At 46.4% G+C, this 13,668-nt stretch carries 13 protein-coding genes; 3 read left to right on the plus strand and 10 right to left on the minus strand.

Annotation, left to right across the window (positions count from 1 at the left end; genetic code table 11):
* The first annotated feature begins 219 nt into the window (after positions 1-219).
* Both ICN23_RS01885 and ICN23_RS01890 read left to right on the plus strand, forming a co-directional pair.
* Positions 220-744 (plus strand): META domain-containing protein, encoded by a 525-nt coding sequence (locus tag ICN23_RS01885; RefSeq protein WP_255532675.1) that lies wholly within the window; start codon positions 220-222, stop codon positions 742-744.
* Positions 745-851: 107 nt separating this feature from the next.
* Complete coding sequence (locus ICN23_RS01890) at positions 852-1,217, plus strand: hypothetical protein (protein ID WP_255532676.1); 366 nt, start codon at positions 852-854, stop codon at positions 1,215-1,217.
* Positions 1,218-1,284: 67 nt separating this feature from the next.
* On the opposite strand, the gene ICN23_RS01895 is transcribed toward ICN23_RS01890, so the two are convergent.
* The 5 genes from ICN23_RS01895 to ICN23_RS01915 all read right to left on the minus strand — a co-directional run bounded on the left by ICN23_RS01895 (position 1,285) and on the right by ICN23_RS01915 (position 7,498).
* Entirely contained in the window at positions 1,285-3,072 is a 1,788-nt protein-coding gene (locus tag ICN23_RS01895) for an acyl-CoA dehydrogenase (RefSeq protein ID WP_216230669.1), read from the minus strand.
* Between the two features lie 62 nt (positions 3,073-3,134).
* Positions 3,135-4,070, minus strand: a complete 936-nt coding sequence (locus tag ICN23_RS01900) for an electron transfer flavoprotein subunit alpha/FixB family protein (RefSeq protein ID WP_216230670.1) — start codon at positions 4,068-4,070, stop codon at positions 3,135-3,137.
* On the minus strand, positions 4,071-4,826 hold the full coding sequence (locus ICN23_RS01905) for an electron transfer flavoprotein subunit beta/FixA family protein (RefSeq protein ID WP_216230671.1): 756 nt from the start codon (positions 4,824-4,826) through the stop codon (positions 4,071-4,073).
* A gap of 56 nt (positions 4,827-4,882) precedes the next feature.
* Positions 4,883-6,535 (minus strand): acyl-CoA synthetase, encoded by a 1,653-nt coding sequence (locus ICN23_RS01910; RefSeq protein WP_216230672.1) that lies wholly within the window; start codon positions 6,533-6,535, stop codon positions 4,883-4,885.
* Positions 6,536-6,577: 42 nt separating this feature from the next.
* Positions 6,578-7,498, minus strand: a complete 921-nt coding sequence (locus tag ICN23_RS01915; RefSeq protein WP_216230673.1) for a histone deacetylase family protein — start codon at positions 7,496-7,498, stop codon at positions 6,578-6,580.
* An 83-nt stretch (positions 7,499-7,581) separates the two neighbouring features.
* Here ICN23_RS01915 and ICN23_RS01920 point away from each other — a divergent pair, with 83 nt between their 5' ends.
* On the plus strand, positions 7,582-8,844 hold the full coding sequence (locus ICN23_RS01920) for a lytic transglycosylase domain-containing protein (RefSeq protein WP_216230674.1): 1,263 nt from the start codon (positions 7,582-7,584) through the stop codon (positions 8,842-8,844).
* On the opposite strand, the gene cysM is transcribed toward ICN23_RS01920, so the two are convergent.
* The 5 genes from cysM to ICN23_RS01945 all read right to left on the minus strand — a co-directional run bounded on the left by cysM (position 8,841) and on the right by ICN23_RS01945 (position 13,658).
* Positions 8,841-9,752, minus strand: coding sequence for a cysteine synthase CysM (gene cysM / locus ICN23_RS01925; RefSeq protein ID WP_216186269.1), 912 nt, complete (start codon positions 9,750-9,752; stop codon positions 8,841-8,843). The two genes, ICN23_RS01920 and cysM, sit on opposite strands and share 4 nt — an antisense overlap.
* Before the next feature lie 41 nt (positions 9,753-9,793).
* Complete coding sequence (locus tag ICN23_RS01930; RefSeq protein ID WP_255532677.1) at positions 9,794-10,219, minus strand: helix-hairpin-helix domain-containing protein; 426 nt, start codon at positions 10,217-10,219, stop codon at positions 9,794-9,796.
* An 88-nt stretch (positions 10,220-10,307) separates the two neighbouring features.
* Positions 10,308-11,327, minus strand: a complete 1,020-nt coding sequence (gene rfaD / locus ICN23_RS01935; RefSeq protein ID WP_216230675.1) for an ADP-glyceromanno-heptose 6-epimerase — start codon at positions 11,325-11,327, stop codon at positions 10,308-10,310.
* Positions 11,324-12,253, minus strand: a complete 930-nt coding sequence (gene rfaE1 / locus ICN23_RS01940; protein ID WP_216230676.1) for a D-glycero-beta-D-manno-heptose-7-phosphate kinase — start codon at positions 12,251-12,253, stop codon at positions 11,324-11,326. The genes rfaD and rfaE1 overlap by 4 nt, the downstream gene beginning before the upstream one ends.
* A 40-nt stretch (positions 12,254-12,293) precedes the next feature.
* Entirely contained in the window at positions 12,294-13,658 is a 1,365-nt protein-coding gene (locus tag ICN23_RS01945; RefSeq protein ID WP_216230677.1) for a UDP-glucose/GDP-mannose dehydrogenase family protein, read from the minus strand.
* Positions 13,659-13,668: the final 10 nt, after the last annotated feature.

A 13,668-nucleotide genomic window follows, 5' to 3' on the forward strand; every position in this document is an offset into this window, starting at 1 on the left:
TTCCTTAAAATCTAAAATGAAAACAGGTTGATTACAACCCAATGAAATTTCTACAAAAAATCTTGGGCTCCAGCTCACCAAATACAGATACGGTAGAGCGGAAAACCTCATATTCTAGACGAAAACCCCTACTTCTTCCACCTATTTAAGCAGTCAAGCCAGTAGAATAGAATTCAGCCAGATGTAAAAAATACTTTAAAAACAATAACTTAGATAAATATGCCCTTTAAATATAGCTTTTCAGCCCCTCTCAGAGGCCGTCTAAATAGACTGTTTCTAGCGCTTTCTTGCTTGGGCTTAGGTCTTTTAACTGGCTGCGCCAATGTCATCCCCCCTTGTGGCGCTAAAACTAGCCCGCCAAGTAGTGAGCTCAAAAATACTAAATGGGAGCTTACTCGCTGGAACTTGCCTCCTAAAGACAATGGCGAGGTACGTGCGCGCCAAATTCCTCAGGGCGATGCCAGCAACCCCATTCAAATCATTTTCGATGCCAATGGTCAGCGCCTCAGTGGGTCGACGGGCTGCAATCGCTTCACTGCAACACTCGACGAAGATGCCCGTGGTTTCACCCTCAAACAAATCGCCAGCACCAAAATGGCTTGCAGTCCGCAGCGCATGGAATTAGAAAATGATTTTCTTTATCAGCTAAACGACTATCGCAGCATTGTGCGCAATGGTGACCAACTACTCATGATTGGCGCTGATCGCGAAGTATTGAGCTTTACTCAAAAACCAATTAAATAACTTTCAGCATCGCTACTGACATTCATATGAAAAAATCGAAACTCTTATTTTGCGCACTCGGATTAATCCTACCTGGAAGCGGGCTCAACTGCTTTTACCTTCAGGGCTTGAAATCCTTTTGGGCATGGGTACAGCTATTTGCATTCATTGGCGGCGCTGCTGGCTGGGTGATTTTAAAAAATGCTCATTTTCATTCTGCGCCAGGATGGGTTCTTGTGACTTTTGGATTTATCGCGATTGAAGCAAGTTGGTTAACGACGATTGCTTTCGGTCTTCGCCTAGATGAAAAGTGGGATGCACAATTTAATCCCGGTATTGAAGAGCATCGGCGCAGTCGCTCTGGCTGGTTGGTAATCTTGACGGTCATCTTCTCCCTTGTATTTGGGGCTGGTGTCATGATGACTTTTTTTGCCGTTGCTTTTGAGCAATTTTTCATCTCACAGATCTATGAAGCAAAAAAGCTATCCCAATAATTGCAGATAGCTTTTCTTTTGCAAGAGCCGCTCTTAGGAGCGGTTTTTTATTCTCTTTTAACTCTCTTTAGAACTGCTCTACTTCTAATGTATTTGTAGAGTGGCCACTTTCCACAATTGAGGTAGCGAGTGCCTGGGCTTGGGGCATTAGATTTTCTGCAAAGAAGCGCGCAGTTGCAATCTTGGCATCATAAAAGCTAGGATCGCCATCACGCAAACGCTCAGCCACCAAAAGCGCTCTAGCCATTTGCCAACCACCCAATACCAAACCCGATAAACGCAAATATGCAAAGCTGCCAGCATAAACAGCCTTGATGTCAGTCTTTGCATTCGCAACAATATAAGCAACAGCCTGCTCAAAAGCTGCGCGGGCTGCAGTCAATTGTTTAAGCACCGCTTTAGCATCAGCAGACCCGCTTGCTGCTAATTCTTTTTCGGTAGCAGCAATGCGCTGAGAAAGCTCTTTTGCAACAGCTCCACCATCACGCACTGTTTTTCTGCCAACTAAATCATTTGCCTGTATTGCAGTAGTGCCTTCATAAATCGTCAAGATACGGGCATCACGATAATGTTGGGCGGCACCGGTCTCTTCAATGAAGCCCATACCACCATGCACTTGAACACCCAGACTGGCAACCTCAATCGACATTTCTGTAGAGAAGCCCTTAACAATTGGCACCAAGAACTCATAAATGGCTTGATTAGATTTACGATCAGCCTCACCAGGCGCTGCGTGTTGTGCATCATATGCAGAGGCGGCATAGTAAGCCAATGCGCGTGACGCCTCTGTGTAAGCACGCATTGTCATAAGCATGCGCTTTACATCAGGCTGATGAATAATGGCAACCGGACCAGGTGAGCCCGCTAGATCACGACTTTGCACACGGTCTTTCGCATATTGAACTGCCTTTTGATAAGCGCGCTCTGCTACAGCAATGCCTTGCATGCCTACCGCAAAGCGAGCTGCATTCATCATGACAAACATGTATTCCAGGCCACGATTTTCTTCGCCGACTAAGTAGCCAATAGCACCACCATGATCGCCAAACTGCAGAACTGCTGTTGGGCTAGCTTTAATGCCAAGCTTATGTTCAATCGAAACGCAATGCACATCATTGCGCTCACCCAATGAACCATCAGGCTTCACCAAAAATTTAGGCACTACAAATAAAGAAATTCCTTTGACGCCCTCTGGGGCATCAGGTGTTCTTGCCAGCACTAGATGAACAATATTCTTGGCCATATCGTGCTCACCATAGGTGATATAAATTTTGGTCCCAAAAATCTTATAAGTACCATCACCCTCAGGAACGGCACGAGCACGCACCATCGATAAATCAGAGCCCGCTTGTGGCTCTGTTAAACACATTGAGCCAGTCCACTCACCAGAAATCATATTCGGCACAAAACGCTCTTGAAGTTCTTGGTCAGCGGCTGTCAAAAGCGCTTCAATCGCCCCATCGGTAAGCATTGGGCACAATGCAAATGACAAGCTAGCTGAGTGAACCATCTCAAAGCACGCAGTAGCAATTAGCTTAGGCAGGCCTTGACCGCCAAATTCTGCAGGATGTACAACGCCTTGCCAACCAGCTGCGCCAAACTGTTCAAAGGCCTCTTTGAATCCTTTAGTGGTGGTGACCACACCATCTTTTAAAGAACTTGGATTTTGATCACCAACCCAGTTCAGGGGGGCGACTACATCTTGATTAAATTTTGCAGACTCTTCCAAAATGGCAGGCGCCAAATCCACATCTGCACCCGCTTCTGCATAAGAGGGGTAGGCAACAACATCTGATAGCCCAGCTAGTTCATTCATCACAAACAACATATCTTTCACTGGGGCTACGTATGGCATTACAACTCCTCTTAATTCAAATTGAATACTTCTAATGTTTGACTAGCATTGCTGCCAACCACTTATCCCAAAGCTTTAGTTAACTCTGGAACAGCGGTATTTAAATCTGCAACCAAACCATAATCTGCAACGCCAAAGATTGGCGCTTCTGGATCTTTGTTGATAGCAACAATCACTTTGGAATCTTTCATGCCAGCTAAATGCTGGATAGCACCAGAGATACCCACAGCAATATAGAGCTGTGGTGCAACTATCTTGCCGGTTTGGCCCACTTGGTAGTCATTTGGAACATATCCCGCATCAACGGCTGCGCGAGAGGCGCCCAAGGCTGCACCAAGCTTGTCAGCCAAAGGTGTAATGAGCTCTTGATATTTCTCGCCAGAACCTAAACCACGACCACCAGAGACAATGATCTTGGCAGCAGTCAACTCTGGGCGATCCGATTTAGTTAACTCACGACCAACAAAAGAGGATTGAGCTTTGCTATCAGCGGCTGCCGCTTTCTCAATGGCAGCTGAACCACCAGTCGCAGCCACTGGATCAAAACCGGTAGTACGTACAGTAATCACTTTAACTGGATCGGTAGATTGCACAGTGGCAATCGCATTCCCTGCATAAATTGGACGCTCAAAAGTATCTACTGAAACCACTTTAGTGATGTCAGATAACTGAGCCACATCGAGCTTGGCTGCAACGCGAGGCAATACGTTTTTACCATTTGCAGTTGCAGGAGCAAGGATATGGTCATAGCCATTTGCAATTGAGAGAATTTGTGCCGCCAATGGTTCAGCCAATTGATCAGCTAAATTTGCCGCATCAATTTGAATGACCTTTCGTACACCAGCAATTTGTGATGCCGCAGCTACTGCGGCATCAGCACCACTACCAGCAACGAGCACATCTACCTCTGGAGAGCACTGCAAAGCAGCTGCTACAGCATTCAGCGTGGCAGCCTTTAAAGATTGATTGTCGTGTTCAGCAATAACAAGAGCAGCCATTTAGATCACCTTCGCTTCATTTTTAAGTTTTTCTACCAAGGCTGCCACATCGGCAACCATCACACCTGCGCTACGCTTAGGCGGCTCTTCAACTTTAATTGTTTTCAGACGTGGGGCAATATCAACACCCAACTCTTCAGGTTTCACAATATCGATTGTCTTTTTCTTGGCCTTCATAATGTTTGGCAAAGTGACATAACGTGGTTCATTCAAACGTAAGTCAGTAGTAATGACTGCAGGCAAGGTGAGAGCAACTGTCTCTAAACCGCCATCCACTTCGCGTGTCACGGTAGCTTTACCGTCAGCCACAACTACCTTAGATGCGAATGTTGCTTGTGGAATATCCATCAGGCTTGCCAACATCTGACCAGTTTGATTGCTATCGTCATCAATCGCTTGTTTGCCAAGAATGATGATTTGCGCCTGTTCTTTATCAGAGAGTGCCTTGAGAATCTTTGCAACCGCCAAAGGCTGCAAGTCGGTATCAGGAGCTGTTTCAACCAAGATAGCGCGATCAGCGCCAATAGCTAAAGCAGTACGCAGTGTTTCTTGGCATTGAGTGGCACCTGCAGTCACCACCACCACTTCAGTTGCTACGCCTGCTTCCTTTAAGCGTACCGCCTCTTCAACAGCAATTTCATCAAAGGGGTTCATGCTCATTTTGACGTTAGCCAAATCTACGCCAGAGTTATCTGACTTCACTCGAATTTTGACGTTGTAATCAACAACGCGCTTTACAGCTACTAAGATTTTCATTTGGAATTCTCAATAAAGATTAATGGTCTATTTTATCCGTCCTAGAGCGCCCTACCCTAGACATCAATAGCAGTGGCAGATCCAGCCTGCTTGCGTAACTCAAACTTCTGAATCTTGCCAGTAGAGGTCTTGGGTAGCTCGCAGAACACAATCGCCCTAGGAACCTTGAAGCCTGCCAAATGTTGCTTGCAATGGGCAATGATCTCTTCTGGAGTCACCTCTGACCCTGGCTTAATCTCCAGGAAGGCGCAAGGGGTTTCGCCCCACTTTGGATCTGGTTTAGCAACCACGGCAGCTGCATTCACTGCAGGATGGCGATAGAGAACATCTTCCACTTCAACAGAGGAAATATTCTCCCCACCAGAAATAATGATGTCTTTGCTACGATCCTTCATCTTCACGTAGCCATCGGGATTCATTACAGCCAAGTCACCTGAATGGAACCAGCCACCCTCAAACGCTTCTTGAGTGGCTTTCTCATTCTTCAAGTAACCCTTCATGGCAATGTTGCCCTTGAACATAATTTCGCCCATGGTTTCACCATCAGCAGGAACTGGTTTCATCGTTTCTGGATCTAGCACTGCAATTGCTTGTTGCATGTGATAACGCACGCCTTGACGAGCATTCAAACGAGCACGCTCACCGATATCCAAATCATTCCACTCGTCTTGCTTGACGCATACTGAGGCCGGACCATAAACCTCAGTCAAGCCGTATACGTGAGTTAAGTCAAAGCCTAACTTTTCCATGCCCTCAATAATGGATGCAGGTGGCGCAGCGCCTGCAATCAAGCCCTTGACGCCCGCAGGCACGCCGGCCTTCAGCTCATCAGGCGCATTGACCAAGAGGTTATGAACAATAGGAGCAGCACAATAGTGGGTCACGCCATGCTCTTTAATAGCAGCAAAAATATGCTGTGCATCGACACGACGTAAGCATACGTTTACACCAGCACGAGCAGCAATGGTCCATGGGAAACACCAGCCATTGCAGTGGAACATAGGGAGAGTCCACAAGTACACCGGATGCTTATTGATATCCCAGTCCAACACATTTGAAACGGCATTGATTGCAGCACCACGATGGTGATAGACAACCCCCTTAGGATTGCCAGTAGTACCAGAGGTGTAGTTCAAGCAAATTGCCTGCCATTCATCGGCAGGCACTTGCCATGCAAAACTAGGATCGCCCTCAGAGAGAAATTTTTCATAAGTCAGTTTTCCCAACTTCTCACCAGGAACATCAAACTCTTTTTCTTCTACATCGATTACCAATAATTCACGCCCTGATTCTTTTTTTGCAATCTCCAAAGCCTTCTTCATTACAGCTGAAAACTCAGGGTCAACGATGACTACTTTTGCTTCGCCATGGTTGAGCATAAAGGCAATTGATTCGGCATCTAAACGGGTATTGAGAGCATTTAATACCGCGCCCGCCATCGGAATACCAAAGTGAGCCTCTACCATTGGAGGGGTATTAGGCAACATCACCGCTACCGTATCGCCCAAGCCAATGCCATGCTTTTGCAAAGCGCTTGCTAAGCGACGGCAACGCTCGTACGTTTGCTGCCAAGTCTGGCGCAACTTGCCATGAATAATGGCGGTTTTATTAGGGTAAATCTCTGCTGAGCGCTCTAAAAAGAGGAGCGGAGTAATTGGAGTGTAATTGGCAGGATTGCGATCCAAGCCTTGTTCATAAATATTTGCCATCTTCAGCTTTCGATTTCGTTTTACTAAATTACAGTTACTGCATTAAATGTCTGCCAATGCCTTAACGTGAGCCACAACACTTCGCCCTAATGCTGAGAGGTTGTAACCCCCCTCTAGACAGCTCACGATGCGACCCTGCGCATAATCATTCGCAATTTCTTTTAAGCGCTTGGTGATCCAGGCATAGTCATCCTCAACTAAACCCATCTGACCAAGATCATCTTCGCGATGAGCGTCAAAGCCTGCCGAAATAATAACGAGCTCGGGCTCAAAGTTACGCAAAGCAGGCAACCATCTCTCTTCCACGATCGAACGAACTACATCGCCACGAGTGGAGGCTGGTAAAGGCACATTAACCATATTATTGGCATGATCAAGCCCACTATAGGGATAAAAAGGGTGCTGGAAAAAACTGCACATCAATACATTAGGGTCATTGAAAAAAGCAGCTTCAGTACCATTACCGTGATGCACATCAAAATCAATAATCGCTACGCGCTCAACGCCATAGGTTTCCATGGCATATCTTGCGGCAATCGCCACGTTATCAAATAAACAAAATCCCATTGAACGGGTTGGCTCGGCATGATGCCCTGGCGGTCTTACCGCACAAAAGACATTCTCAACTTCGCCCTTCATCACAGCATCAACACCAGCAATCGCTGCGCCAGCAGCTCTGAGCGCCACTCTATAAGTATGGGGATTCATGATGGTGTCACCATCGAGCATGAAATACCCACTCTCAGGAGCGCGATCTCTCACAAAAGAAACGTGATCAGGGCTATGCACTAACTCAAGCTGATCTTCGGTTGCTAATGGTGCATCCAAGTGATGCAGGAGGCGATCAACACCGCTACGAATTAACTGGTCATTAATCGCTTGAATTCGTTCTGGACACTCTGGATGATGGCTTCCCATCTCATGTTTCAGAAAGTCTGGATGAGTTATGTATCCTGTTGTCATTACTCAAAATCCTTAATCACAAATTTATAATTTTTATAATCTGATAAAACGTGCTCAACACTCGAAAATCCAATACCTTTAGCATGAACTTTCGCATCTCCCTCTTACTCTTAATTCTTGCTCTGGCGGGCTGTTCCAGCACCCCCACACAGCCTACACAGCCTATACAGCCACACCAGCCTATCCTAAACCAGACTGATGATGCAGTCACTGAAGCGCGTTTTAGTCAAAACCTCAACGAATTACTGGGGCAGATCTCGCAAACCCAAGAAATACCGCTTTCAGCACTAGAAATGGGCTTCCTTGATGCTAAAACGATTCCCTCGATTCGCAAATTGGTATTACCCCCATCGGGAACCTTCAAGAAAAATTGGCTGGCTTACCGGAAGCGCTTTATTGAGCCAGTCCGCCTCAAGGCTGGCAAGGCATTTTGGGACCAAAATCAGGCCTTTTTGAGTCAAGTCGAGCAAGACTCAGGGGTGCCTGCTGAAATTATTGTGGCCATTATTGGGATCGAAACTATCTATGGGCGCCAAACCGGTAACTTCAGGGTGAAAGATGTACTTTCCACTCTCGCCTTTAGCTACCCCGAGACCCCTAACAAACCATCACGTGAACAGCTTTTTAAGGACCAACTCAAAGAACTCATTTTGCTTTGCTGGACCGAGGCAGGCGGCAAACTACCTTCTAAAAATAGCAGTCAAGGTGTCAATAGTGCGCGCTTTAGCAGCTGCTTAAACCAAAATAGTTCTTATGCTGGTGCCATTGGCCTGCCGCAGTTTATGCCTGGCAGCATTCGGAGTTTTGCAGTCGATGGCGATGGAGACGGGCGCATCGATCTTAAAAATAGCCCAAAAGATGCCATTGCTAGCGTAGCCAGTTTTATGAAGAAACATGGCTGGCAACCAGGTATGCCGATCTCGTTTCCAGTTCAAGTCAATGGCATTGAAGCCGCTAAGCAGTTGGCTGATGGCGAGCCGCAATTGAAATTCACTGTGCAGGAATTAATTGATAAGGGCATCCTAACCAAACAACAAGGCGACCTACAAAGTGGTGGCGTAGAACCGCAAAGCAAAGCCTTCATTATTGACTTGCCCTACCCTGATAAAGATGGCACTGATCAAGTCCAATATTTTGTTGGCTTAAATAATTTTCTGACGATTGTTCAGTACAACCGCAGTTACTTCTATGCGCAAAGCGTTGCTGAATTTGCTGAAGCCTTGGGGTACAAGAATCAAAGTGTTGTGCCAGCAGAAAGCCTAAGCAAAAATGGAGGGGCTAAAGCTGCTACCGAAAAATCCAAGACTAAGAAATCAAGCCAAAAGAAAAAAGCTAAATCTACTTAAGCAGGAAACACCCCAGTAGATAGGTAGCGGTCGCCGCGGTCGCAAACAATAAATACGATCGTGGCATTTTCAACTTGACGCGCAATGCGTAAGGCGACTACTAGGGCGCCGCCGGCAGAGATACCACAGAAGATTCCCTCCTCAACAGCGAGACGACGCGCCATCTCTTCAGCATCAGCTTGAGATACGTATTCAATAAGATCAACCTTATCACCTTGATAGATCTTGGGTAAATACTCAGGAGCCCATTTACGAATTCCCGGAATTTGCGATCCATCCTCAGGCTGTGCTCCGATGATCTGAATCGCAGGATTCATAGACTTCAGATAAGTTGACACCCCAGTAATGGTGCCGGTAGTCCCCATCGCTGAAACAAAATGAGTAACTTGACCATCGGTATCGCGCCAAATTTCTGGGCCAGTAGTTTCAATATGTGCTCTTGGATTATCTGGATTAGCAAACTGATCAAGCAATCTGCCTCGACCTTCTCGTTGCAATTGCAAAGCGTAATCTCTAGCAAATTCCATGCCACCAGAAGCTGCCGTCAAAATGAGTTCAGCACCATAAGCCGCCATACTTTGACGGCGCTCAATGCTTTGATTTTCTGGCATCACTAAAATCATTTTGTAGCCAAGCATGGCAGCAGTCATTGCCAATGCAATACCGGTGTTGCCGCTAGTGGCCTCGATTAATGTATCGCCAGGTTTAATTTCGCCACGCTCTTGTGCGCGAGAGATCATCGACAGCGCAGGTCGGTCTTTAACCGACCCTGCTGGATTATTCCCCTCTAACTTACCTAGAATGACATTGTTACGATTCTCGTTTTCCAGACCAGGAATACGCTGTAAACGAACCAAAGGCGTATTGCCCACTGTCTGTGAAATAGTTAGGTAGGAAGGTTTGCTCATAAGGCCATTTTAGCCATAAGCCGCCTTACACGCGATAGGGCTTAATTTCTGCGACCTGCTCCCGCACGCTCCGGCTGATTGCGATGACCAGCTTGATTACGAGAATGACGTCTGCTAGAGGTGCTACCCTCCTTTTTGGTTCGGCCATTCGGCTCCCGAAAAGAGCTTGGGGCTTCGATCGTCAAACCGTTATCCACCATTTTCTCCACGGATTTCATGCCGATACCACGAACACGCTTTTGCAAATCATTAGCATCTTGAAAGTGTCCGCCATCTAAACGTTCAGCAATGATGGTTTTGGCTTTAGAAGGGCCAATTCCCTTAATACTCTCCAATTCTGATTGAGTAGCGGTGTTGACATTAATCGGTGAGGCATAAGCTGATAGAGAACTCGCAGCCAATACTGTGGACACAGCAAGCGCCTTGAATAATCTGTTAAATCTACCTAAGTTCAAATATTGAGTCATTTTTTCTCCTCTAGAAAATAAAAAATCCACGGACACAAAGTGCGCGTGGATCATTTACAACGAAGAGAATTTATTCTAGTTGACTACCTTACAAAGGGTTAGCCAAGAAACCAGAATTGGCTTCCAACCACTCGATATATCTTCCTACACCCTGCTCAACAGTGAGGAAGGGCTCTGCGTAACCGGCGGCTCTGAGCTTAGTGAGATCTGCTTGGGTAAAGCACTGATATTTACCTTTGAGCGCATCCGGAAATGGAATGTACTCAATAGCCTTTTCTTTTACAAGCTCTTGCAAAGATGCTGGTGCTGCTTTATCGAGCTTGCGCATTGCGTTTGCTACTGCATGAGCAACATCATTAAAGGGTTGCGCACGACCACTGCCCAAATTGAAGATGCCACTGATTTCTGGATGATCCAGGAAGAACAGGTTAACCTTTACTACATCTTCAACAGATACAAAGTCACGGCTTTGCTCACCAGCGCCATAGCCACCATATTCACCAAAAAGCTTCACATGGCCATTAGCCTTGTATTGGTGGTACTGATGAAACGCTACGGAAGCCATGCGGCCTTTGTGTGACTCGCGTGGGCCATATACGTTGAAGTAGCGAAAACCAACTACTTGTGCTGTATTGGCTTTTTCAGCAAAGCGTTTGCGCATCACTTGATCAAATAAGAACTTGGAGTAGCCGTAAATATTGAGAGGCTTCTCATGCTCACGACTTTCAACAAAAACATCCGAACCGCCGTAAGTTGCAGCTGAAGAAGCGTAGAGCAACTGTACTTTTTGCTCGGTGCAGATATCCAACAAATCCATCGTATAGCGATAGTTATTCGCCATCATGAAAATACCGTCAGTCTCCATCGTATCGGAGCAGGCTCCCTCATGAAAAACTGCTTTAACCTTGCCAAAGCGACCGCTCCTAAAGGCTTCCAAAAACTCATCTTTATCGAGGTAGTCAACGATATCTAAATCAGCGAGGTTACGGTATTTGTCAGCAGGACGAAGGTCATCGACTGCGATGATATTTTTCTCACCACGAGCATTGAGTGCCTGAACAATATTGGCACCAATAAATCCAGCAGCACCGGTTACGATAATAGTCACTGTAGCTCCTCTGAAGTAACGGTTGCTGTCCCTAACTTACCAACTACAATGCCGCCAGCACGATTTGCAAGAGCCATTGCTCTCTCTAGGGGCCACTTCGCAGCCAATGCTACTGCTAAGGTAGCAATCACGGTATCGCCAGCGCCTGACACATCAAACACTTCACGAGCTTGCGCCTTGACGTGACTCACGCCGGCATCGGTAAATAAACTCATACCCTCTTCTGAACGAGTCAAAAGTAAAGCCTGCAGGTTGAGAGACTTTCTGAGCTCTTGGGCTTTATTCGTCAAGTCTTCTTCGCTTGTCCATTTGCCTACTACCTGACGCAACTCACTGCGATTCGGCGTTAAGACGGTAGCACCACGATACTTTTCGTAATCCTCACCCTTAGGGTCAACCAAAATCATTTTATTTTGCGCTCTGGCTTGCTCAATCATATGCGCCACTTGACCTAATGCACCTTTGCCGTAATCAGACAAAATCACAACATCTGCATCACCAACCAGCTTTTCAAAACGCTCTAGCTTATGAGCGAGCGCTTTTGCACTGGGAGTTTCTTCAAAATCTAATCGAATCAACTGTTGCTGGCGCGCAATCACGCGTAACTTTACGATCGTAGGTACGTCAGCATCAATTTCGAGCTGACTATTAACACCGCCTGCTTTTAATAATTCCACCACGCGCTTACCTGGCTCATCATTACCAACCACACCTAGAATGGTTGCCTTAGCATCGAGCGCAGCTACGTTGCGCGCTACGTTGGCGGCGCCGCCAAGACGCTCATCGATCTTTCCAACCTGAACTACAGGCACAGGTGCTTCTGGAGAAATGCGATTGGTATCACCAAACCAATAGCGGTCCAGCATGACATCGCCTACAACGAGTAAACGGGCTTTAGAAAATTGGTCGCGATTGGCTTTTTCCATTTGAATACTTTATGTATTTTTTCTTTATTTTCAAATCAACTTAATTATGTCGCCCGATGCCATGGTACTCAATACCTAATTCTTGCATAGAAGCTGGCTCATATAGGTTACGGCCATCAAAAATGATTGGGCGCTTAAGCTTTTGCATCACCTGATCAAAATCTGGGCTTCTAAAGGCTTTCCACTCAGTCACGATGACTAGGGCATCAGCGCCATCTAAGGCGCTCATAGGGTCAGAGGTCATCAACACTTGCGCAAGACCGGTTGGGTTATCTTTAAAGTCAAGCTCTAGAGCATGTTTAGCTTCAGGCATAGCAACAGGGTCATGAGCCACCACCTGGGCACCACGCTTAACCAATTCTTGAATGATCACGCGGCTAGGTGCTTCACGCATATCGTCAGTATTGGGTTTAAAAGCTAAACCCCACAGTGCAAACTTCATCCCCTTAAGATCTTTACCAAAACGCTTTTCGATCTTTTGAACTAAGGTGTACTTTTGTAATTCGTTCACGGCTTCTACAGCATCCAGGATCTTGAGATCTCTGCCATGCTCTTTGGCGGTCTTCGATAACGCAGACACGTCCTTTGGAAAGCATGAGCCGCCATAACCAGTGCCTGGGTATAAAAAGCCAAAGCCAATACGTGAATCTGATCCAATGCCCTGACGAACTGCTTCAATATCTGCGCCCACCAAGTCAGCTAAATTCGCCAATTCATTCATAAAGGAGATACGGGTAGCTAGCATAGCGTTGGCTGCGTATTTAGTTAACTCAGCACTTCTCACATCCATGTAGTAGGTGCGCTCATGATGGCGATTAAAGGGCGCATAGAGTTTACGCATTTGCTCTTTAGCGCGCATTCCTGCTGGCGTATTTTCAGTGCCAATCACAATACGATCGGGGCGCATAAAGTCTTCTACGGCAGCGCCCTCTTTAAGAAATTCTGGGTTAGACACTACCGAGCATAGCTCTGGAGATAAACCTCTTTTTTCCAATTCTTCAGTAATAGCAGTTTGCACCTTATCAGCAGTACCTACTGGTACCGTCGATTTATCAACAATGACTTTAGGGGTGGTCATGTGACGACCAATATTGCGGGCAGCAGCTACGACGTATTGCAAATCTGCTGAACCATCTTCATCTGGAGGTGTGCCTACCGCGATGAATTGAATGTCGCCATGAGCTACTGAAGCAGCAATATCAGTAGAGAACTGCAAACGACCTGCAGCACGATTACGCTCAATCATCTCTTTGAGGCCAGGTTCATAAATAGGAACACCACCAGAATTGAGAATCTCAATCTTTTTGGGATCAACGTCTACGCAAAAAATATTATTGCCTTGTTCCGCAAGGCAGGCTCCCGTAACAAGACCAACGTAACCGCTACCGATGATGGTGACTTTCAATCTTTCTCTC

Origin of the sequence: Polynucleobacter sp. MWH-Jannik1A5 (assembly GCF_018881795.1) — a bacterium.
Classification (GTDB): domain Bacteria; phylum Pseudomonadota; class Gammaproteobacteria; order Burkholderiales; family Burkholderiaceae; genus Polynucleobacter.